The following is a 21,036-nucleotide window of genomic DNA, read 5'->3' on the forward strand; positions in this document are numbered from 1 at the left end:
CCCCGCCACCGTGACAAAGGAGGTCGCCGTGCGCACCGCCGACGCCGAGACCCAGCGCAAGATCCTCAACCGCCTCAAGCGGGCCCGCGGCCAGCTGGACGCCGTCATCCGCGAGGTCGAGGGCGAGGGTCGCTGCAAGGACGTGGTCACGCAGCTCTCCGCCGTCTCCACCGCGCTGGATCGCGCCGGCTTCGCGGTCGTCTCATCCGCCATGCAGTATTGCCTCGCCGACCCCGAGAAGGCGGAGGACGAGGAGAAGCTCACCGTCGCCGAGCTCGAGAAGCTCTTCATGACCCTGGCCTGACCGGCCACCCCGAAGCCCCCTCGCCGAAAGGATCCCTCATGTGCCGTCCGGCGCGCTGACCCGTCTGCCGCAGGGCCACCTGGGCCGGATGCGGCCGGCACGTCGAGTCCCTCAAGGCCGTCGTCCCCGCGGCGCAGTGGTGCGATGGCCGTCACCCTGATGCCGAGCGCGACGCAGCCCGCGCGGGCCGTGCCGGGGCCGCAAGGTTCTTCGCGAGGCTCTTCGGGCGCTGAGCCAGGCGTTCCGGGGGCGTGAGCCAGATGTTCGTGCTGTTCTGAGGGACCCTCAGCCGCGGAAACGTCTGGCTCACGCCCCCCGTCTGGCGTCGCTCAGTCCTCGTACGGGTCCGCCAGCGGGTGGTTCGGCAGCCGGCTGTCCGGGGTGCGCCCGCGTCCCCTCGACGACGGCTGCTGCCCGCGCCCTCCCGCGGCTGGGGCACAATGAGCCCGGCCCCCTTCGGCCCACCTCACTGCAGCCCACGCGGCCGCGCGCCCATCCCGACTCCCTGGGAGCCCCATGCTCTGGACCCTGCTCCGCCGTCACGGCCGGCGCTATCGCGGCGCCGTCGCGGCCGTCGTCGTGCTGCAGCTGATCAGCACGCTGGCCATGCTGTACCTGCCCAGCCTCAATGCCCGCATCATCGACGAGGGCGTAGCCCGCGGCGACACCGCCCGCATCTGGGACATCGGCCTCGTGATGCTCGGCGTCGCGCTGGTGCAGGTGGTCGCCGCGATCGCCGCCGTGTGGTTCGGCGCGAAAGTCTCGATGGGCGTCGGCCGGGACCTGCGCCGTGCCGTCTACACCCGCGTGGACGCGTTCTCCGCGGAGGAGCTCGGCCGCTTCGGCGCCGCGACCCTCATCACGCGCGGCACCAACGACGTCAACCAGGTCCAGATGCTCACCCTCATGGCCCTGAACTTCATGGTGGCCGTGCCGATCATGGCGGTCGGCGGCATCATCATGGCCATCCGCGAGGACCCGGGCCTGTCCTGGCTCGTGTGGGTCTCCGTGCCGGTGCTGCTGGTGATCGTGGCGTGGATCGTCGCCCGTCTCATGCCGCTGTTCCAGCGGATGCAGGACAACATCGACGACGTCAACGGCGTGATGCGCGAGCAGATCCAGGGCATCCGCGTGGTCCGCGCGTTCGTGCGCGAGCGCCACGAGACACGCCGGTTCACGGACGCCAACGCCGCCCTGACGGAGACGTCCGTGCGGATCGGCCGGCTGTTCGTGCTGCTCGGCCCGGTCATCACGATGATCCTCCACCTCGCCACCGCCGCCGTCCTGTGGTTCGGCGGCGAGCGCGTGGACGCGGGGCTCGTGCAGGTCGGCGCGCTCACCGCGTTCATGCAGTACCTGCTGCAGATCCTCATGGCGGTGATGATGGGCACCTTCATGATGATGATGCTCCCGCGCGCCGTGATCTCCGCCCGCCGCATCGGCGAGGTCCTGGACACCGTCCCCACGCTCGCTGAGCCGGTCCGCCCGGTGACCCCCGCGCGTCGCGACGGCGCCGTGGAGCTGCGCCACGTCACCTTCCAGTACCCCGGCGCCGAGGCGCCGGTGCTCGACGACGTCAGCTTCGCCGTCGCCCCCGGCACCACGACGGCGATCATCGGCTCGACCGGCTCCGGCAAGTCCACGCTGATCAGCCTGCTGCCGCGGCTGTACGACGCGACGTCCGGCGAGGTGCTCGTGGACGGTGTGCCGGTGACCGACCTGGCCCGGGCCGAGCTGACCGAGGCCGTGGCCCTCGTGCCGCAGAAGCCGTACCTGTTCTCGGGCACCGTGCGGGAAAACATGCAGTTCGGGGCCCCGGACGCCTCGGACGAGCGCATCTGGGCGGCCCTCGAGACGGCCCAGGCCGCCGACTTCGTGCGCGCCCGCACCACCGGCAAGGCAGAGACGGCGGCCTCCGGTCTGGACTCGCGCCTCTCCCAGGGCGGCACGGACGTCTCCGGTGGCCAGCGCCAGCGCCTGTCCATCGCGCGTGCCCTCGTGGCCGAGCCGCGGATCCTCGTGTTCGACGACTCGTTCTCCGCGCTGGACGTCACCACCGACGCGCGGCTGCGGGCGGCGCTCGACCGCGCGGCGGCCGGGGTGACTCGGATCGTCGTCGCCCAGCGGGTGGCCACCATCACCGACGCCGACCAGATCATCGTGCTGGACGAGGGCCGCGTGGTCGGCCGCGGCACCCACGCCGAGCTGCTGGCGGACAACCAGACCTACCGGGAGATCGTGGACTCCCAGCTGACCGCGGAGGACGTGGCATGAGCGAGCACCTGACGGACGAGGAGATCCTCGAGATCCAGGAGCAGGGCGCCACCGACGACTGGGGCGGCGGGCCGGCCCGCAAGGCCAAGGCGTTCTGGCCGTCCGCGAAGCGGCTCATGAGCCTGTTCCGCACGGAGAAGCTGGGCCTGGTGGTGGTCGCGCTGATGGTGCTGGTCGCCGTCGTGCTCAACGTGTGGGCCCCGCACGTCCTGGGCCGGGCGATGGACGTGATCTTCGGCGGCGTGGTCTCCGCGCAGATGCCCGGCGGGCTGAGCCGCGAGCAGGTCATCGACGGGCTGCGCGCCCAGGGCGAGGACCAGGCCGCAGAGATGCTCTCCGGCATGGCGTTCACGCCGGGCGAGGGGATCGACTTCACCGAGCTGGGCCGGCTGATCCTCATCGTCCTGGGCATGTACCTGGTGGCGCAGACCTTCATGTGGCTGCAGGGCCGCGTGCTCAATGACATCGTCATGCGCATCGTCTTCCGCCTGCGCGAGGAGATCGAGGCCAAGATCAACCGGCTGCCGCTGAGTTACTTCGACCGCGGGCAGCGCGGCGACCTGCTCTCCCGCGCCACCAACGACGTGGACAACGTCCAGCAGGCCCTCCAGCAGGCGTTCGCCTCGCTCGTGTACTCGGTGCTGACCGTGATCGGCATCGTCGGCATGATGTTCTGGCTGTCCTGGCAGCTCGCGCTCATCGCCCTGGTCGCCCTGCCGGTGGCCGGTGTGGTGGTGGGCGTGATCGGCAAGAAGTCCCAGGCGCTCTTCTCCGCGCAGTGGCGGGAGACGGGCCGGCTCAACGGGCACATCGAGGAGTCGTTCACGGGGCACGAGCTGGTGACCGTGTTCGGCCGTCAGCGGGACATGGCCGCGCGCTTCGACGAGCGCAACGAGGAGCTGTACGAGGCCGCGTTCACGGCGCAGTTCTACTCGGGGATGATCATGCCGATCATGCAGTGGGTGAACTGGCTGGGCTACGTGGGCATCGCGGTGGTCGGCGGCCTGCGCGTGGCCAACGGGCAGATGACCCTCGGCGCCGTGACCGCGTTCATCCAGTACTCGCGCGAGTTCAACCAGCCGCTTGGGCAGATCGCCGGCATGTCCAACATGCTGATCTCCGGCGTGGCGTCGGCCGAGCGCATCTTCGAGCTCCTCGACGAGCCGGAGGAGACCCCCGACGGCACCCCCGCCCGCACCCCCGACGGCACTTTCGTTTGGGAAACGGCGCCCTCCGAGAGCGCTTTCGTTCGGGAAACGGCGCCCTCCGCCATCCCCGGGCCCGACGGCGTCGCCCACCTCCCGCGCCCGCTGCGCGGTCGCGTGGAGTTCGAGCATGTGCGCTTCTCCTACACGCCGGAGAAGCCGCTCATTACGGACCTGAACTTCGTGGCGGAGCCGGGGCAGACGGTCGCGATCGTCGGGCCGACCGGTGCCGGCAAGACCACCCTGGTCAACCTGATCATGCGGTTCTACGAGGTGGACGGCGGGCGGATCCTGCTGGACGGCGTGGACACCCGCACGGTCAGCCGCGGCGAGCTGCGCGCCGCCACCGGCATGGTGCTCCAGGACGCCGTGCTCTTCGGCGGGACCATCCGGGAGAACATCCGCTACGGCCGACTCGACGCCACGGACGAGGAGGTCGTCGCGGCGGCGAAGGCCACCTACGTGGACCGTTTCGTGCACACCCTGCCCGACGGCTACGACACCGTGATCGAGCAGGACGCCGCCAACGTGTCCGCGGGCGAGCGGCAGCTCATCACCATCGCCCGTGCGTTCCTGGCCCAGCCCTCGCTCCTGATCCTGGACGAGGCCACCTCCTCCGTGGACACCCGCACCGAGGTGCTGGTCCAGGGCGCGATGGCGGCGCTGCGCTCGGACCGCACGAGCTTCGTGATCGCCCACCGCCTCTCCACCATCCGGGACGCGGACGTCATCCTCGTGATGGAGGACGGCGACATCGTGGAGCAGGGCTCGCACGATCAGCTGCTGGCCGCTCGCGGCGCGTACTTCCGGCTGTACAGGAGCCAGTTCCAGGGCGGGGAACAGGCGGAGGAGCAGGACGACGACGGCGCGCCCGCCGCGCGCGAGGACGCCCGCTGAGGCCGGGGCTGGATGGCGCCGGCGCCCAGCCACTGGCCGCTGGCGTCGCTGCGACACGGGACCACCCGATGACCTTCTCGATCCAGGTGCCGGTGAGTTTCACGAGCCCGCACCTCTCCGGAGCCGGAGGTGTACGGGGCTAGGGCGCGCGGCGGTGACGGGAGTATCGAAACCCGATCGTCGGGCCACCCCTGCCGGTGTGGCCGCGCTCATTCGTCCCCTGAGATTGCGCATCCGTCACGCGCAGGACCCTCTTGACTCCCTGGTGGGGCACGTCTGTGGACCGACCGAGAATTCTCTGGACACAGGGCGAGCACCTTCATAGAGTGTGACGCAGATCACGACTGAGCGTGAACCATAAGGAGGAGCGACATGGGTATGAAGCAGCGGATTTCTAAGGTCGGTGCCGGCGTGGCCGTCGCTGGACCGTTGGCCGTCTCCGGTGCGGTGCCAGCGCAGGCGCTGACGGACTCCGGTCGGCAGGACTGCAGCGCAGGACTCCTCCTGTCGGGCACCTACGGCTACTGCTACTACCCGTACTGACTCGCCGGCACCGATGACTTCATTACGCATTCCTGCGACGGCCGCCCTGGTGGCGGCCGTCGCCCTGACCCTCACCGGCTGCGTCGGTCGGGAGTCTGCGGGCCTCGGCGGTTCATCCACGGTCGCCGCTCCCCCCACCGCGACGGCCGAGAAGACCTGGGACGCCTCGCAGTGGGTTCCCACCGAGAGGATCGAACCCCTCCTGACGACGGAGGCGGAGAAGGAGCGCGCCTACCGTGAGCAAGTCGCGCGGCACGCTCAGGGGGCGGGAATGCCCGCGCCGCCTCAGGTGGAGCGCTCCGGGTGGTACGCCACGTCCCTCGAGTCGGACCGCATGGTGTCCACATGCCTGGCCGAGGCCGGGTGGCCGAACTCGGTCGGTCCGACCGGGGGAATTCAGATCGACACCCCACCTGAGTCCCAGAGGTCTGCTTTCGAGGCGGCCTACGTGACCTGCTACGCACAGCACCCGGTGGATCCGAGCTACACCCAGGACTGGACCGATCCGCAGCTCCGCCTCGTCTATGACTACTGGGACCAATACCTCATCCCGTGTCTCGAGGCCTACGGCTACACGGTCGACACCTCCGCGCGCCCCTCCAAAGAGGCATTCGTCTCCGCGTTCTACACTCCAGGCCGCCACCAGTGGTGGCCCTTCGCGGACAGCATGAGGGGCGTGTCGGCAGAACGCCAGGCCGAGGTCGCGCAGACATGCCCGGAGCTTCCGCCGCAGGATGTCTTCTGGGGGTCATCCGGATGAATCGCCCCGCCCGCTGGGCCGCCCTCGTCCTTGCGCTCGTGGCCGTCGCCGCGCTCGCCTTCTGGGCCGGCCGGGTCACGCTCACCCCTCCGGCTCAGGCCGAGCAGCGTCCGGCCGCGAGCGCCCTCGTCACCGTCGCCGAGCAGGAGCTCGGCCGCGTCATCACCCTCGGCGTCTCCGTGTCGCGCGAGCAGACGCCGGCGGCGGTGAACGCGCTGACCGGCGTCGTCACCCGGGCCGGAGAGTCCGGCGAGGTGGCTGCCGGGGAGGTGCTGTACGCCGTCGCCCAGAAGCCCGTGCTCGTCCTCCAGGGCGAGCTTCCCCAGTGGCGCCCTCTCGGGGAGGGCACTTCCGGCGACGACGTCGCCGCGTTCCAGCGCATGCTCGCCGCCACCGGCGCGAAGGTGGAGGCCACCGGCACGTGGGACGAGGCCACCGCGGACGCCTGGGACGACTGGCTCACCGAACGCGGCTACCCCGCCGCGGACACCGTGGAGCTCGGCCAGCTCGTGGTCCTCGACGCCCTCCCCGCGCCCCTCAGCGTGGACGCGAAGACCACCGCCGTCGGCACCACCCTCGCCGGCGGCGAGAACGTGGTGGCCCGCCCCGGCGACCAACCGGACTTCGCCCTCGAGGTCAACCAGGAGCAGGCCGCCCTCATCCCGGCCGGCACCCAGGTCACCGTGCCCCACGGCGAACACGAATGGAAGGCCGTCGCCGGCGAGTCCACCTCCGACGAGCAGGGCCTGATCCGCATCACCCTCACCGCCCCGGACGGCGGCGTGGTCTGCGGCGAGGACTGCGACACCCTGCCCGCCGACGCCACCACCTCCCTGCTCTCCCAGGTCAGCGTGGTCCCGCCCGTCTCCGGGCCCGTGGTCCCCGTGTCCGCCCTGCGCACCCAGCCAGACGGCGCCGCGACGGTCACGGTGGTCCGGGACGGCGCCGCGGAGGACCGCACCGTCACCGTCCTCGGCTCCGCCGACGGCCTCGCCGTCGTGGACGGCGTGGACGCCGGCGAGCAGGTGCGCGTGCTGAACGGCACCCGATGACGGGGCCCGCCACCCCGGGCACGCCCGCCGCCCCCGTCGTCCCCGCCGCCCTCGCCGTCGAGGACCTGCGCTTCGCCTACACCCGCGCCGCCGAGGAGCTGTTCGACGGCCTCACCCACGCGTTCACGCCGGGCGCCGTCACCGCCCTCACCGGGCCCTCCGGGCGCGGCAAGTCCACCCTCCTGTACGTGCTCGGGCTCATGCTCACGCCCACCTCCGGAGTGGTGCGCCTCGGCGACGTCGACGCCTCCACCCGCCCGGACCGGGAACGCTCCCGCCTGCGCGCCACCTCCGTGGGATTCGTGTTCCAGGACTCGGAGCTGGACCCGTCCCGCCCCATCCTGGACTCCGTGGTGGAGCCCGGCCTCTACGCCGGGCTGGAGCGCCAGACGCTCGAGGACCGGGCACGGGCGCTGCTCGAGCGCTTCGGCCTCGCCCACCGCGCCGACCACCGGCCCGGGCAGGTCTCCGGCGGGCAGGCGCAGCGGGTGGCCGTGTGCCGCGCCCTCGTGAACGCGCCCGCCGTCGTCCTCGCGGACGAGCCCACGGGCAACCTCGACCCGGACAATGCCGGCCTCGTCATGGACGCCCTCGCCGATGCCGCCGCCGAGGGGCGCACCGTGGTGGTCGCCACCCACGACCCCGCCGTCGTCGCCCGCGCCGACGAGGTGGTTCGGCTGTGAACCGGGAGGACCGCCCATGAACCTGCGCACCCTGCTGCGTGAAGCCGTCACCGCCGCACGCACCTCTCCCGTGCCCTCCGCCCTCGTGCTGCTCGTGGTGGCCGCCATGTGCTTCGCCGCCGTGGCCACCGTGGGCAGGCAGGCCGCCACCGAGGCGGCCGTCGCCGCAGAGCTCTCCGGCCCCGGCGCCCGCGTGCTCACCGTCACCGACACCGGCGGCACCGGTTTCCTCACCGGCGCCACCGCGGCCACCCTCGCCGGACTCGACACCGCCGAGGCCGCCCTCGCCCGGGACTCGCCCATGGACGCCGTGAACACCGGGATCGGCCGGGGCGGCGCCCGCGTGGCCGTGACGAACGTGGTCGGCACCCTGGACCGTGGCATCGTGCTGACCCGCGGCCGCCTGCCCGCCCCCGGCGAGGTGGTGGTCCCCGAGGCCAAGCTCGCCGAGCTCGGCCTCGCCCAGCCCTCCGGAGCGATCGAGGCCACGGACGGCGGCCAGTGGGCCGTCGTCGGGGCGTTCCAGGCCCAGGACCCCTTCCAGGACCTCGACGGCTACGCCCTCACCGTCCCCGCCGCCCCGGACGCCCTCGTGATGCAGCAGGTCCGCGTCCTCGCCGCCGACACCGCCGGCACCCGCGCCATGCAGGAGGCCGCGCTCGCCGTGATCGACCCCGACCCGCGCGCCTCCTCCATCCAGACCGCCCGTGCCCTCTCCGCCGGCAACCAGGTGATCACCGGCGAGCTCGCCGGGCTCGGACGCTCCCTGCTGCTGCTGATCCTCGGAGCCGGCGCGTTCTTCGTGTCCATCGTGGTGCTCGCCGACGTCCTCATCCGCCGCCGCGACCTCGGCCGCCGCCGCACCCTCGGCATCGGCCGCGGAGACCTGATCCTGCTCGTGGCCGTGCGCACCGCCGTGCCTGCGCTGCTGGGCGCCGTGCTGGGCTCCGGAGCCGGGTACGCCGTCGTCGCCGGCCAGGGCGGGACGCTGGGGGTGGACTTCGTGGCGGCGGTGGCCGTGCTGGCCGCCCTCACCGCGCTGCTGGCCAGCCTCGCCCCGGCGGCGTTCGCCGCGTTCCGCGACCCCGTGCGGGTGATGCGGACGGCGTGAGGGGTGGCGGGCGGGCCCGCTCACCGGCGGGCACCCCGCCCGCGCACCGCTACCCTCGGGAGCATGCCCGCCTTACCCGCCGCGCCCCCGCCTGCCCTCACGCCGCTCCAGCGGCAGTCCGTCCTGCGCACCCTGCGCAGCCCTCGGCTGCTGGGCACCGAGGTGTTGGCCGCGGTCGTGGTGGCGCTCGCCCTGATCCCGGAGGCCATCGCGTTCTCGATCATCGCGGGCGTGGATCCGCGCGTCGGGCTGTTCGCGTCCTTCACCATGGCCGTCACCACCGCGATCGTGGGCGGCCGCCCCGCCATGATCTCCGCGGCCACGGGGGCGGTGGCGCTCGTCGTCGCACCGCTGTCCCACGCGTACGGGGTGGGGCACCTGCTTGCCGCGATCATCCTCGGCGGTGTCATCCAGATCCTGCTCGGCGTGCTCGGTGTGGCCCGGCTCATGCGGTTCGTCCCGCGGTCGGTGATGGTGGGGTTCGTCAACGCGCTGGCCATCCTCGTGTTCACCTCGCAGCTGCCCGAGCTGATCGGCGTCCCGTGGCTCGTGTACCCGCTCACGGCGCTCGCCCTGGTGATCGTGGTGCTGCTGCCGCGGCTCACCACGGCGGTGCCGGCGACCCTGGTGGCCGTGGTCGTGGTCACCTCCCTGGTGATGGCCGCCGGTCTGACCGTGCCGCGCGTGGGGGACCGTGGCGCGCTGCCGGACGCGTTGCCCGCGCTCGGCCTGCCGGACGTCCCGCTGACGTGGGAGACGCTGTGGCTGATCCTGCCGTTCAGCATCGGCATGGCGTTCGTGGGGCTGCTCGAGTCCCTGCTCACCGCGAAGCTGGTGGACGACATCACGGACACCCGCTCGGACAAGACGCGCGAGTCCTGGGGGCAGGGGGTCGCGAACGTGGTCTCCGGGCTGTTCGGCGGGATGGGCGGCTGTGCAGTGGTGGGGCAGACCATGATGAACGTCAAGGCGAACGGCGCCCGCACCCGGATCTCCACGTTCCTCGCGGGCGTGTTCCTGTTGGTCCTCGTGGTGGCCCTCGGCGAGTTCGTGGCGCAGATCCCCATGGCCGCGCTCGTGGGCGTGATGATGTTCGTGGCCGCCGCCACCTTCGATTGGCATTCGGTGCGCCCCGCCACCCTGCGCGCGATGCCGCGCTCGGAGACCGCCGTCATGGTCGTGACCGTGGCGGCCACGGTGCTCACTCACAACCTCGCGATCGGCGTGGGTGTGGGCGTGCTCGCTGCGCTGGTGCTCTTCGCTCAGCGCGTCTCGCGTCTGGTCACGGTGGTCCGCGAGGTCCACGACGACGGCGACGCCGTCACGTATCGCGTGCACGGCGCCCTGTTCTTCGCGTCCTCGAACGACCTCTACTCGCAGTTCGAGTACGCCCTCGACCCGCCGCGCGTCGTGATCGACATGAGTGCCGCGCACGTGTGGGACGCCTCCACTGTGGCCGCGCTCGACTCGGTGCTGACCAAGTACGCCCGGCACGGGATCCACGCCGAGGTGACGGGGCTGAACGAGGCCTCCGCGGCGATGCACGCGCGCCTCACCGGGCGACTCGGCGCCTGAGCCGGCGGGCTCCCGTTTCGGCAAGGGAAGCGCCCCGGGAGGCCGTCGTCTCGGCAACGAACGCGGGCCCCGGCCGAGGTCACGTGGTGATGAACTCCCACTGGTGCCCGTCCGGGTCGACGATCTCGCGGGAGTGCATGCCGGAGTCGGCCATCTCCTCGCGCAGGTCCTCGGGCAGGGGCACCTCGGCGGCGCCGAGCTCGATCGCCCGGTCCGCCAGGGCGTCCACCGCCGCGGCGTCGCCGACGGTCAGCGCCATGAGGGCGGAGTTGGTGGTGAGGCAGTCGGCGATCTCACGGTTGCCGATGAAGTCGGTGTAGTAGCCGGGGCTGAGGTACATCGCGTACGTCGACTCGGTGAGCTCGATGCACACCGAGTGCTCGTCCGAGTAGTCGTCCATTGCGGTGGCGCCCAGGGTCGTCCAGAACTCACGGATCCGCTCGGTGTCCGTCGTCGGGAGGTTGATGAACACCGGCTGGGAGAACAAGGCCATGGGGAGCACCGTAGACGAGGCGTTCGGCCCGCCGCCACCGCGCGCGTGTCGCGGGCGCGCGGGCGTGGCGTGGGCCACGGCGCCGCTCCCGACGACGGCGCCCGCGGCCTGGCGCGTCCGCCCCCGTTGGTAGCGTGGCCGCCATGAGCGTTCCTCCCTCTGGCCCGCCGGCCGGTCCGCCCGCCGGCTGGCCGCCGTCGGGCCGGCCGTCCGCCCGCCGCGCCGCCGTCGCCCCGAGCCTGCACGGGCACCCCGGCGCCCCCGGTGGCGTCCCCGCCGGCTGGCCCGGCCGCCGGCCCGCGGCCCGCCCCGCGCCGGACTGGACCCCGGGTCGGTTCCACTGGGGCGACGCCGTCGTGGTGCTCGTGTACGTGGCGCTCATGGTGCTCGGGCTGGGGCTGTGGCTGGCGGTGTCGCTTGGCCTGGTCCCCGGTGACCTCGAGGCGTTCGACCTGGTCCGCGACGGGTTCACGGTGAACATCGTCAGCTACGCGATCCTCGTGGTGCTCGTGCTGGCCGTGGCCTGGCGCCCGCTCGTGACGTCGCTGCGGGTGTTCCGCACGGGGACGTGGTGGAAGCTGTTGCTGCTGCCCGCCACGTGGCTGGCGTGCATCGTCGTGAACGTGATCGTGCTGAGCCTCATCGGGGAGGCGCAGACCAGCGCCAACCAGGCCGCGCTCGAGGAGATGACCACGCAGGCCCCGCCCGTGCTCATGATCCTCATGACCGTGGTGGCCGCCCCGCTCGTGGAGGAGTACCTGTTCCGCCACCTGCTGATCGGCAAGCTCTCCCGCTGGATCAACGTGTGGGTGTGCGCCGTGGTCTCCGTGCTCGCGTTCACACTCCTGCACTTCCTCGGCACCGGCGGCGACTTCCGGCTCGTGGAGACCGTCCCGTACCTGACCCTCGCGGTGGCGATCACGGTGTCCTACATCCTGATGGGCCGCTCGTTCGGGTACGCGGTGCTGCTGCACATGGTGAACAACGGCATCGCCATCGCGATGCTCTACCTCGTGGCCCCCCTGCTGCCGGACACGCTGCCCGGCCCCACGGCCCCGACCACGGCGCTGGCCCCGCTGCTGGCCCTGCTGGGCTGAGATGGCGGGACCCTCCGGCTCGACGGCGGCGCCCGCCCCGCAGGACGCGCGCGCCCTCACGCGGCGCATCCTCGCGCTCGCGGTCCCCGCGTTCGGCGCGCTCATCGCGGAGCCGCTGTTCCTGCTGGCCGACACCGCGATCATCGGGCACCTGGGCACGGCCCAGCTGGCCGGCGTCGGGATCGGCACCACCATCCTGCACACGCTCACCGGCCTCATGATCTTCCTGGCCTACGCCACCACCCCGGCGGTGGCCCGGCTGATCGGGGCGGGGAACCTGGCCGCCGCGATGGACCGCGGCCGCGACGGCATCTGGCTGGGCCTGCTGCTCGGCGCGGTGCTGGCCGTCCTCGGCTGGCTCGCGGCCCCCGCGCTGACGGCGGCCCTCGGCGCGACGGGCGAGGTGCAGGCCCACGCCGTCGCCTACCTGCGCTGGTCCATGCCGGGGCTGCCGGCCCTGCTGGCCGTGCTCGCCGCCACCGGGGTGCTCCGCGGCCTCCAGGACACCGTGACGCCGCTCGTGGTGGCGGGTGTGGGCTTCGGCGCGAACATCGGGCTGAACGTGGCCCTGGTGTACGGGCTGGGCTGGGGCGTGGCCGGCTCGGCCATCGGCACGTCCGTGGTGCAGTGGGCGATGCTCGTGACGTACCTGTTCGTGCTGGCCCCGCGCTTCCGCCGCTCGGGCACGGCGTGGGCGCCCCGTGCCTCGGGCATGCGCGCCACGGCCCAGGTGGGGTCGTGGCTGCTGCTGCGCACCGCGAGCCTGCGCGCGGCCATCCTCATCACCGTCATGGCCGCCGCCGGCGCGGGCGACCTCACCCTCGCCGCGCACCAGCTCGTCTTCACGCTGTTCTCCACGCTGGCGTTCGCCCTCGACGCCCTCGCGATCGCCGCGCAGGCCCTGATCGGCGCCGAGCTCGGGGCCGCCCGGCCGGACGCCGCCCGTCGCCTCACCCGGACGATGGTGCACTGGGGGCTGGGCTTCGGCGTCGTGACTGGGGCCGTCCTGGCCCTCGCGGCGCCGGTGCTGCCGGGGCTGTTCACCACGGACCCGACCGTGCAGGCCGCCGCCACCGTGGGCCTGTGGGTGCTGGCCGCCGGGCAGCCGGTGGCCGGGTACGTGTTCGTGCTGGACGGCGTACTGATCGGCGCCGGCGACGCCCGCTACCTCGCCCTCGCCGGCCTCGTGAACCTCGTGGTCTACGCGCCGGCGCTCTGGGTGCTCGCGCAGCTCGCCACGGGCGGGTTCGGCTGGACCGCGGTCTGGCCCGGACCGAACGCCGCCGTGCCCGACGCCGGCGTGCAGCTGGGCCTGCTCTGGCTCGGCTTCGCGGGGGTCTACATGGGGATGCGGGCGCTCACCCTCGGCTGGCGGGCCCGGCGCGACGACTGGATGCGGCTCGGCGTCGTGTGAGCGCGTCCGGGCGGTGACGCGCGGGCCGGGCCGCGGCCGCACGGCTCCTAGACTGGGGCGGTGGCTACCGTGCAGACCCCCCTCGAGATCTCGTCCGTGGTGTTCAAGCCGATCCTGATCCGCGCCGTGGTGGCGCTGGCGTTCGGTCTGACCACCGTGTTCGTCGCCGAGCCGGGCCTGACGTGGATGAAGGTCATGTTCGCGCTGTATCTGGCATTTTCCGGCTCGGCGATGTGGGAGTACCTGCGCCGCGACCCGGTGCCCGTGGCCATGCGCTCCCCGCTGTCCCTGGCGGCGGCCGCGTGGATGCTCGGCGTGATCGTGCTGCTGTTCCTGGGGTCCCCGGCCGCGGTGGGCGTGGCGGCCGGCGCCGCCCTCGTGCTCGGCGGCGTCGCCGAGCTCGTGGCGTGGGCCCGCCACCGCCACGAGTTCATCCCCGCGCGGGACCAGCTGTGGACCGGTCTCGTGGGCTTGCTCTCCGGGGGCGGCGTGGTCGTGGCCGCCCTGCAGGGCTTCGGCCCGCACGCCCTGCTCGGCATCGCCGGCGGCGGGGCGATCCTGATCGGGGTGCTCCTGATGGTCTCCGGGCTCGGCTTCCACCACGAGGTGCGCCGGGACCGCGGCACGGCCAGGGGCCTCTGAACCGGGCCGACGTCGCCGCTCCGACCCGCGGGGCGGACGTTCGCCGGGGGAGGACCTCGGGGCCCCGAGGGGCCACCCGTCGGCCGGACGCGTAGACTGGCTCCGGTCCGCCGCGCCCCGAGGGCCTCAGCCCCGGGCGCCTGCGTGGGCCGTGTCGCCCCAGCCGCCCCCAGCCGTCAGGAGTCCCGCCGTGAGCGCACCGTCCCCCCGCCCGTCCGCCGATCGCGCCGGATCCGGCCGCCCGGCACGCGGCGGTCTGCGCACCACGGTCAAGGGCCCGCTCGTCTTCTCCGCCGTGCTCGGCCTGATCGGTGGGGTGATCGCCGGCATCACGGCCTCCGGCGGCACGCAGAATCCGCTGCGCATCGACATCGCGCTGATCGCCTTCGGCGTCTTCTTCATGACGTCGCTCGTGGTGGTGGCCATGCTGCAGCTCGCCGCGCGCGAGAACCCGGACCACCTCTCCCAGGGCTCCGGCGTGAACCGGTCCTCCGAGGAGATGTTCCGCAAGGCCGCCGCCGACCGCCGCGCCCAGGCCGCCCGGGAGCGCCGCGAGCAGGGCGGCACCGGAGGCGACGCCCCGCGCGCCTGAGGCCGGCGCCTCAGAACCCGAGGCTGCGTGCCTCCCGCCGCAGCGCGTCCGCCGAGGCGTGCAGCGCCCGCATCTCCGCGGCGTCCAGCTCGGGCTGGATCACGCGTGTGACGCCGTCGCGCCCCACCACGGACGGCATGGACAGGGCGACGTCGGAGAGCCCGTGGACGCCGTCGAGCACGGTGGAGACCGGCAGGATGGCGTGCTGGTCGCGCAGGATCGCCTCGAGCAGGCGGGTCGTGGCCACGCCGACCGCGTACGTGGTGGCGCCCTTGCCCTGGATCACCTCGTAGGCCGCGTTGACCACGGTGTCCGCGACTTCGTCCAGGTCGGCGCGGGTGAACAGCGGGTCGGCCGGCGTCGGCCACTCGAGGAGGGGCGTCGGGCCGATGCGCGCCGAGCTCCACGCGGGGAACTCCGTGTCCCCGTGCTCGCCGAGGATGGCCGCGTGCACCGACGACGCGTGGACCTGCGCCCGCGACGCCAGCAGCCACCGCAGGCGGGACGTGTCCAGCAGGGTGCCCGAGCCGATCACCCGGCCGGCCGGCAGACCGGTGAGGCGCTGGGCCACCAGCGTGAGGACGTCCACGGGATTGGTGACGAGCACGATCAGCGCGTCCGGCGCGTGCGCCTGCACCTGGGGCAGCAGGCCGCGCAGGATCTCCACGTTGTGCGCGCCGAGGTCGAGGCGGGTCTGCCCCGGCTTCTGGTTGGCGCCGGCCGTGATCACGACGACCTCGCAGCCGGCCAGGACGTCCGGGTCCGCGCCGCCGGTCATCGCGGATGCAGAGGTGAACGGGGTGCCGTGGGCCAGGTCGAGGACCTCGGCGCGGACCTTGGGCTCGTCGATGTCGTAGAGGGCGACCTCGCGGGCGACGCCGCGGATCAGCGCCGCGTAGCAGATCGCGGTGCCGACGCCGCCGGCCCCCACGACGCCGACCTTGCGGTGGGCGGGTCCGAGGGACGCGGGGGCGGCGGGGGTGTGCTCGCTCATGCCTCGCAGACTAGGGGTGTCCGGTCGGCCGACGGAACCACGAGGCCGCCCCGTCCCCCGATGTTCAGCGCCGGGTCACCTGGCGGGTGGGGCCGGGTCAGTCCTTCTTCTTGTCCGACTTCTTCTTGCGGGCCTTCTTCTCCGCCTTCTTGCGGGCCTTCTTCTCCGCCTTCCTGCGCTCCTTCTTCTCCTTCTTGGTCTCCCGGCGGGGCTCGTCGGCGGCGGCCTCGGAGTCCACGGCGGCCTCGGGCGCCTCGGAGTCCACGACGGCCTCCGGCGCCTCCGCCTCCTCCGGCCCGGCCGGATCCGCCGCGGGGGCGGACTCCGCCGCCTCGGCCAGCCGTGCCCGGTAGGAGCGCACGTGGGTGCGGTTGGCGCAGTTGGCCTCGTCGCAGAACCGCTTGGACCGGTTCCGGCTGGCGTCCACGAGCGCGTTCTCGCAGTCCTCGCCCTCGCACACGCGCAGGCGGGTCAGCTCGCCGTCCATCGCGGTCTCCGCCAGCGCGAGGGCGGCCATCGCGGCCAGCCGCTCCACCGCGTCGGCGGGGACCTGCGCCGGTGCCAGCCCGACGACGTCGCCCCCGGCCGTCAGCCGCAGCGGCCCGGCCGCGGCGAGGAGGGCGTTCACGCGCTCCACGGCGGCCGCCTCGTCCACGGCGGCGAGGGCCCAGACCTCGGCCAGACGGCCGCGGAGTTCGCGGCCACGCACGGCCGCGGCGGCGGCCAGGCGGAGGCGGACCTCGTCCTCCTGGAGTTCAGGGACGAGGGAGGGCAGCTGCGTGGCGGCGGTGAACCGCTCGTCGGCCGGCTGACCGCCCCGCAGTCCGGGGGCGGTGTTCAGGAACGCGGCCAGGGAGGCGAGGCGGGAGAGCGTCGGCGCGGAGAGCATGGGGAAATCGTACGGCGGGCCCGCCCTCCCGTCACCGGCTTCACGCCGCGTATCGGGTCGCCTCCGGCGCCGTCCCGTCCAGTACCCTGACCCCCACGGACCCCGTCTGCGCGGCGGGGTGCACCCATGGGGCCGGAGGGGCCCCCGAACCAGCACAGGAGACCTCCATGTCCCAGACCTCCCAGGCGACCGGTCGCCTCTCCGCCGGGCACGTCATCGTCAAGACCCTCGAGTCCCACGGCGTGAAGCGCGTCTACTCCGTGCCGGGCGAGTCCTACCTGGACGTCCTGGACGGCCTGTACGACTCGGGCATCGAGAACGTGGTGTGCCGCCACGAGGGCGGCGCCACGTACATGGCCGAGGCCGACGGCAAGATGAACGTGGTCCCCGGCGTCGCCATGGTGACGCGCGGCCCGGGCGCCGCGAACGCCCACGTCGGCCTGCACACCGCGTGGCAGGACTCGACGGCGCTCGTGCTGTTCGTCGGCCTGATCCCGTTCGAGCACCGCGACCGCGAGGCCTTCCAGGAGTTCGACCCGCACGCCTGGTTCGGCACCGGTGCGAAGCGCGTGATGGTCCTGGACCACCCGGAGCGCGCCTCCGAGATCGTGGCCGAGGCCATGTTCGCCGCCAGCTCGGGCCGGCCCGGGCCCGTCGTCGTCGGCCTGCCGGAGGACGTGATCCGTGAGGAGATCGATGCGCACCTGCACCCGCAGATCCCCGTGGCCCCAGGCGGCATGACCGTGGAGGACTGGAAGTCCCTGCACGCCGCGCTCAAGGAGTCCCGCAAGCCGCTGTTCATCACCGGTGGCAACGACTGGACGGACGAGGGTGCGCAGACCCTGACGACGTGGCTGGAGGAGCACAAGATCCCCGCCGCCGCCGAGTGGCGCACCGAGGGCACCGTGCCGTTCTCCTCGCCGTCCTACGTGGGCCCGATCGGCTACGGCCGCCCGAAGCCGACCTACGACATGCTCGAGGAGACCGACCTCATCGTGTTCGTCGGCACCGTGCCGGGCGACGCCGTGACCAATGGCTTCACCATCCGCCAGAACTGGGACAAGAAGAACTTCCTGGTCACCATCGACCCGTCCCTGCGCGGCCGCTCCGGCCCCGTGTCCCACCAGATCGTGGCCAAGCCGGACGGGTTCATCCGCGACCTCGTCCGCATGGAGCTCGAGGTCAAGCCGGAGTGGGAGGAGTGGACCTCCCGCATGCGCGGCGAGCAGGAGAAGTTCGCGGCCCTGCCCCCGGCCGAGCCGTCCGAGGGCCAGGCGAAGATGGCCACCCTCATGGCCAACCTGGTGCCGAAGCTGCCGAAGGACTCGATGATCTCCCTCGGCGCGGGCGAGCACACCAACTGGGCGCACCGGTACTTCCCGACCGAGGGCTATCGCTCCATGATCTCGGCCCGCAACGGCTCCATGGGCTACTCGGTGCCGGGCGCCGTGGCCGCGTCCCTGAACTTCCCGGACCGCACCGTGGTGACCATCGCCGGCGACGGCGAGTTCCTCATGAACGGCCAGGAGTTGGCGACCGCCGCGCAGTACGGCGCCACGCCCCTCGTGGTCGTCATGGACAACCAGGAGTACGGCACCATCCGCACCCATCAGGAGCGCGAGTACCCCGAGCGTGTCTCCGGCACCCAGCTGAAGAACCCCGACTTCGCCGCCATGGCCCAGGCGTTCGGCGGCTTCGGGGTGCGCGTGGAGCAGGACGCGGACGTGCCGGCGGCCGTGGACGCGGCGCTCAAGGCCGTCCAGGAGGAGGGCCGGTTCGCGCTCATCCACCTGATCGTGGAGCAGCGCGTCAAGGCCTACTGAGGCCGGCGGCGCGGCGCGGTCGTCGCCGTTCCTCCGGTCAGGCCGCCGTCGTGGGGACGTCGAAGCGCAGCTTCGGTTCGGGAAAGGGCGCACCGTCGAGGCCCGCCTCGACCCGGTCCCGCAGCACGCCCCCGCACGCACGGATCGTGGCCACGGAGGCGGTGTTCGTCTCGTCGCACGTGAGCAGGGCGGTGGACACCCCGCGTGCGGCCAGCAGCGTCAGGGCGCCGCGCAGCAGGCGCACGGCGTGCCCCCGCCGCCGGAATGCGGGGCGCACCGCGTAACCCACGTGCCCGTTGACGTGCCGCAACGCCTCGTTCAGCTCCCACCGCACGGACACCCGGCCCACCAGCTCGCCGTTCTCGTCCACGCCCACGTAGAAGGACGCGGGCGCGCGGCCGGGCTCGACGTCGCCGCGTGCCTCGGCGGCGAACGCGCGGCGGACCGCGGGGAAGGAGCGGGTGCCGGCCATCAGGAAGTCGAAACCCTCCCGATGCAGCTCGGCGTCCGCCTCGCGCGCCGCGATCTCGTCCGCGGCGCGCAGCGGGCGCAGCAGGAGGCCGTCCACGGTGACGGTGGGGCTGGGGTCGGGGAGCATGTGCCGAGTGTAGGGGGGGTGGACTCCGGGCGCGGCCGCGTGAGCCGCCCGCCGCCCCCGCCCTCGTGCTTTCCCCACCTCCGCGCCACCCCACGACGCCAGGTGGGGTGACGTGGATCACGTTGCAGGCTAGGGTGGGGGGACCGACGATCGCCCATCCCCAGGAGGCCGCGATGACCGTGCCGTCCTCGTCGGCGGAGCATGCGCCCGCGCTCGAGGCTCGCCCCGAGATGCCGGGCGAGACCGTGTCCCGCGTCGCCATGACGCCCGCGGCGCTCGAGCTGATCCGCCGACTCCTCCCGATCCATGGCCCGCTCATGTTCCACCAGTCCGGCGGCTGCTGCGACGGCTCCGCGCCCATGTGCTATCCCGCCGGCGACTTCACGACCGGCGCCGCCGACGTCCTGCTGGGCACCTTCGCCCTGCCGGCCGAGGGGGACCAGGCCGCCGTGGAGATCCCGTTCTGGATGTCCGCCGCCCAGTTCGAGTACTGGAAGCACACCCACCTCACCCTGGACGTGGTGGACGGGCGCGGCTCCGGCTTCTCCGTCGAGGTGCCCGAAGGCAAGCGGTTCCTGATCCGTTCGCGGTTGATGGCCGGCTCGGGATGAGCTCGACCCTCGCCACCGGCGCCTACCGACGCGCCGTGGACCGGGCCCACGAGTCCCTCGACTCGGTCCGCCTGTCGCTCGCGCCGTCGTCGTCCACCGCTCCGACCGGCGCGGACCAGGGCCTGCGCGCCGCCCTCCAGGGGCTGCGGCGGGAGGTCCGCGAGTCCTGGCTGCGCTCCCTCGGCGCCCTCACCCCGGCGGGGTCGGCCCTCGACGCAGGAGCTTCCGCGGCCGCGCCCGCGGTGCCCGGCCAGACCGACCCGGCCACCCTCGCCGACGACGACCTCGCCGCCGCCCGCCGCGAGCAGCGTCTCGCCGTGGCCCTGCCGGTGGTCCGCCGCATGCTCATCCAGCCCGCGGCCGAGGCCGGGATGCTCGCCGCGATCGGCAACGCGCGCGGCCACCTGCTGTGGGTCGAGGGCGACCGGACTGCGGTGCGCCACGCCGAGACCATGGGCTTCGTGGCCGGCGCCGACTGGTCCGAGGCGTCCATGGGCACCTCCGCCCCCGGCATCGTCCTCGCGACCGGCGCCCCCACGCAGGTCAGCCGCGGCGAGCACCTGAGCCCGCGCGTGCACCCGTGGAGCTGTTCGGCCGTCCCGCTCACGGACCCGGCCACCGGGCGGCTCGTCGGGGTCCTGGACCTCACGGGTGGCGAGGACGCCGTCAGCCACCTCGCCCTGCCTCTGCTCCTGTCCACCGTGGACGCCGTGCACGCCGCCTGGCGGGACCTGCCCGCCCCGTCCCGGGGCCGTCCCCGCGGCACCGTCCCGACGCCGGGCCCCTCGGCTCCGCCGTCCGCCTCGCCGGGGCCGAGCCCCGCCGGCGCGCCGCACCGCCACGACGAGGCCGCGGGCCTGCTGCGCGTCACCGGCCACCTGCCGCCCACGCTGGACGGGGTCGAGCTCACCGGCCGGCACGCCGAGATCCTCACCCTCCTCGCGTGGCACGGCCCGGGCCTGACCGGCGCCGAGCTCGAGGTCGCGCTGTATCCGGAGGAGACGGCCGGGCCCCGGTCCGCGCCGGGCGACGCCCCCGCCCGCGCCATCTCGCTGCGCGCCGAGGTGCATCGACTCCGCCGGGCGCTGCGGGACGTGGGGGCGCCGGTGGAGCTGCTGTCCCGGCCGTACCGGCTCGTGGGGGAGGTGCACGCGGACCTGCTGTGCGCGCGGGAGGCGCTGCGCGCCGGGGATCTGGACCGTGCGCTGCACGCGGCGGTTGGGCCGGTGCTGCCGCGGTCGGCGTCCCCCGGTGTCGCCTCGATCCGCGCGGAGCTGGGGGAGGCGCTGCGCGAGGCCGTCGCCCAGGACGCAGATGTCGACCAGCTCTGGGCTTACCTGGGCCGCCCCGAGGCCCGCGACGACGTCGAGCTCTGGGGCGCCGCCCTGCGTCTGCTGCCGACGGACTCGCCGCGGCGCGCGCTCGCCGTGGCCACGCTCGAGCGGATCGAGCGGGACCTGGCCTGAGCCGGCCCGCCCC

General features: G+C 73.4%; 20 protein-coding genes. 16 read left to right on the forward strand and 4 right to left on the reverse strand.

Annotated features, from left to right (window positions below; genetic code table 11):
* Window positions 1-28 precede the first annotated feature (28 nt).
* The 9 genes from ACUJ8O_RS03515 (at window position 29) to ACUJ8O_RS03555 (ending at window position 10,404) form a co-directional block, all read left to right on the forward strand.
* Window positions 29-304 (forward strand): metal-sensitive transcriptional regulator, encoded by a 276-nt coding sequence (locus tag ACUJ8O_RS03515; RefSeq protein WP_044659303.1) that lies wholly within the window; start codon window positions 29-31, stop codon window positions 302-304.
* A 516-nt stretch (window positions 305-820) separates the two neighbouring features.
* Window positions 821-2,578: an ABC transporter ATP-binding protein gene (locus ACUJ8O_RS03520; protein ID WP_445373148.1), complete on the forward strand. Its 1,758-nt coding sequence runs from the start codon at window positions 821-823 to the stop codon at window positions 2,576-2,578.
* Complete coding sequence (locus ACUJ8O_RS03525; protein WP_049147053.1) at window positions 2,575-4,680, forward strand: ABC transporter ATP-binding protein; 2,106 nt, start codon at window positions 2,575-2,577, stop codon at window positions 4,678-4,680. Before ACUJ8O_RS03520 ends, ACUJ8O_RS03525 begins: the two co-directional genes overlap by 4 nt.
* Before the next feature lie 372 nt (window positions 4,681-5,052).
* Complete coding sequence (locus tag ACUJ8O_RS03530; RefSeq protein WP_020621742.1) at window positions 5,053-5,223, forward strand: hypothetical protein; 171 nt, start codon at window positions 5,053-5,055, stop codon at window positions 5,221-5,223.
* A 49-nt stretch (window positions 5,224-5,272) separates the two neighbouring features.
* On the forward strand, window positions 5,273-5,983 hold the full coding sequence (locus ACUJ8O_RS03535) for a hypothetical protein (RefSeq protein ID WP_020621741.1): 711 nt from the start codon (window positions 5,273-5,275) through the stop codon (window positions 5,981-5,983).
* Window positions 5,980-7,035 carry a hypothetical protein gene (locus ACUJ8O_RS03540; protein WP_020621740.1) on the forward strand — a complete coding sequence of 352 codons (1,056 nt, stop codon included), beginning with the start codon at window positions 5,980-5,982 and terminating at the stop codon, window positions 7,033-7,035. Before ACUJ8O_RS03535 ends, ACUJ8O_RS03540 begins: the two co-directional genes overlap by 4 nt.
* A complete protein-coding gene (locus ACUJ8O_RS03545; protein ID WP_069941561.1) occupies window positions 7,032-7,718 on the forward strand; it encodes an ABC transporter ATP-binding protein in 687 nt (228 codons plus the stop codon). The genes ACUJ8O_RS03540 and ACUJ8O_RS03545 overlap by 4 nt, the downstream gene beginning before the upstream one ends.
* Window positions 7,719-7,734: 16 nt before the next feature.
* The gene (locus ACUJ8O_RS03550) at window positions 7,735-8,829 is read left to right on the forward strand and encodes a hypothetical protein (RefSeq protein ID WP_049147055.1); all 1,095 of its coding nucleotides are present in this window, start codon (window positions 7,735-7,737) and stop codon (window positions 8,827-8,829) included.
* A 63-nt stretch (window positions 8,830-8,892) separates the two neighbouring features.
* Window positions 8,893-10,404 carry a SulP family inorganic anion transporter gene (locus ACUJ8O_RS03555; RefSeq protein ID WP_445373149.1) on the forward strand — a complete coding sequence of 504 codons (1,512 nt, stop codon included), beginning with the start codon at window positions 8,893-8,895 and terminating at the stop codon, window positions 10,402-10,404.
* A 79-nt stretch (window positions 10,405-10,483) separates the two neighbouring features.
* Here ACUJ8O_RS03555 and ACUJ8O_RS03560 read toward each other — a convergent pair whose 3' ends face one another.
* Window positions 10,484-10,897 carry a VOC family protein gene (locus tag ACUJ8O_RS03560; RefSeq protein WP_170748192.1) on the reverse strand — a complete coding sequence of 138 codons (414 nt, stop codon included), beginning with the start codon at window positions 10,895-10,897 and terminating at the stop codon, window positions 10,484-10,486.
* Between the two features lie 143 nt (window positions 10,898-11,040).
* Between ACUJ8O_RS03560 and ACUJ8O_RS03565 the strand changes: the two genes are divergently transcribed.
* The 4 genes from ACUJ8O_RS03565 (at window position 11,041) to ACUJ8O_RS03580 (ending at window position 14,642) form a co-directional block, all read left to right on the forward strand.
* Window positions 11,041-11,994, forward strand: a complete 954-nt coding sequence (locus ACUJ8O_RS03565) for a CPBP family intramembrane glutamic endopeptidase (RefSeq protein WP_036317511.1) — start codon at window positions 11,041-11,043, stop codon at window positions 11,992-11,994.
* A gap of 1 nt (window position 11,995) precedes the next feature.
* Window positions 11,996-13,408 carry an MATE family efflux transporter gene (locus ACUJ8O_RS03570; protein ID WP_036341608.1) on the forward strand — a complete coding sequence of 471 codons (1,413 nt, stop codon included), beginning with the start codon at window positions 11,996-11,998 and terminating at the stop codon, window positions 13,406-13,408.
* Window positions 13,409-13,468: 60 nt separating this feature from the next.
* Window positions 13,469-14,050, forward strand: coding sequence for a hypothetical protein (locus ACUJ8O_RS03575; protein ID WP_095347681.1), 582 nt, complete (start codon window positions 13,469-13,471; stop codon window positions 14,048-14,050).
* 190 nt (window positions 14,051-14,240) lie between these two features.
* Complete coding sequence (locus tag ACUJ8O_RS03580; protein WP_002856779.1) at window positions 14,241-14,642, forward strand: hypothetical protein; 402 nt, start codon at window positions 14,241-14,243, stop codon at window positions 14,640-14,642.
* Between the two features lie 10 nt (window positions 14,643-14,652).
* Here the strand turns inward: ACUJ8O_RS03580 and ACUJ8O_RS03585 are convergent, their stop codons facing one another.
* Together ACUJ8O_RS03585 and ACUJ8O_RS03590 are read right to left on the reverse strand one after the other, a co-directional pair.
* Complete coding sequence (locus ACUJ8O_RS03585; protein WP_145950800.1) at window positions 14,653-15,636, reverse strand: L-lactate dehydrogenase; 984 nt, start codon at window positions 15,634-15,636, stop codon at window positions 14,653-14,655.
* A 97-nt stretch (window positions 15,637-15,733) separates the two neighbouring features.
* On the reverse strand, window positions 15,734-16,525 hold the full coding sequence (locus tag ACUJ8O_RS03590) for a CGNR zinc finger domain-containing protein (protein ID WP_036341617.1): 792 nt from the start codon (window positions 16,523-16,525) through the stop codon (window positions 15,734-15,736).
* A 167-nt stretch (window positions 16,526-16,692) separates the two neighbouring features.
* On the opposite strand from ACUJ8O_RS03590, the gene ACUJ8O_RS03595 reads away from it, so the two are divergent.
* Complete coding sequence (locus tag ACUJ8O_RS03595; RefSeq protein WP_237069456.1) at window positions 16,693-18,348, forward strand: thiamine pyrophosphate-dependent enzyme; 1,656 nt, start codon at window positions 16,693-16,695, stop codon at window positions 18,346-18,348.
* Window positions 18,349-18,385: 37 nt separating this feature from the next.
* On the opposite strand, the gene ACUJ8O_RS03600 is transcribed toward ACUJ8O_RS03595, so the two are convergent.
* On the reverse strand, window positions 18,386-18,946 hold the full coding sequence (locus ACUJ8O_RS03600) for a GNAT family N-acetyltransferase (protein ID WP_095347678.1): 561 nt from the start codon (window positions 18,944-18,946) through the stop codon (window positions 18,386-18,388).
* A 173-nt stretch (window positions 18,947-19,119) separates the two neighbouring features.
* Between ACUJ8O_RS03600 and ACUJ8O_RS03605 the strand changes: the two genes are divergently transcribed.
* A complete protein-coding gene (locus tag ACUJ8O_RS03605) occupies window positions 19,120-19,557 on the forward strand; it encodes a DUF779 domain-containing protein (RefSeq protein WP_036339549.1) in 438 nt (145 codons plus the stop codon).
* The gene (locus tag ACUJ8O_RS03610; RefSeq protein ID WP_036339551.1) at window positions 19,554-21,023 is read left to right on the forward strand and encodes a helix-turn-helix domain-containing protein; all 1,470 of its coding nucleotides are present in this window, start codon (window positions 19,554-19,556) and stop codon (window positions 21,021-21,023) included. The genes ACUJ8O_RS03605 and ACUJ8O_RS03610 overlap by 4 nt, the downstream gene beginning before the upstream one ends.
* Window positions 21,024-21,036: the final 13 nt, after the last annotated feature.

The sequence above is a fragment of the Micrococcus sp. EWR3.9.1 genome (assembly GCF_052615555.1).